The organism is Sphingomonas sp. AC449, assembly GCF_979253475.1.
Genome location: NZ_CEEDCZ010000050.1, coordinates 1 through 272, shown reverse-complemented (window position 1 = coordinate 272; position 272 = coordinate 1). Strand labels below are relative to the sequence as shown.

Annotated in this window: 1 protein-coding gene; it reads right to left on the bottom strand. The window is 67.3% G+C overall.

The genetic code is table 11. The features are described 5' to 3' along the window. The coding region (locus AC0CH3_RS17815; protein ID WP_465238127.1) for a hypothetical protein at window positions 1-272 on the bottom strand (272 nt) is incomplete at both ends.

Here is a 272-nt window from a genome sequence, read left to right as displayed (position 1 = left end):
GATCGGCGTATTCACCGCGAAGTTGAACAGCGGAGCCTGCGCATGGGCGGTGATGTCGTACTGGCCGAGGATCTGATCGACGAACCCCTGGTTCAACGCGCGGCTCTGCGTGTTGTAGGTGGCCGCGAACTGGGCGTTCGTCGTCGCGACGTTGCCCGCATTCTGCTGCAGCAGCGCCGGGTAGGTGAACAGGTTCACGGCGGTGATGTCCGCGGTGAACGTGCTGGCGAGCTGGTCGCGCGCGGTGCCCGAGCGCGTCCCCGCGGTGCCCG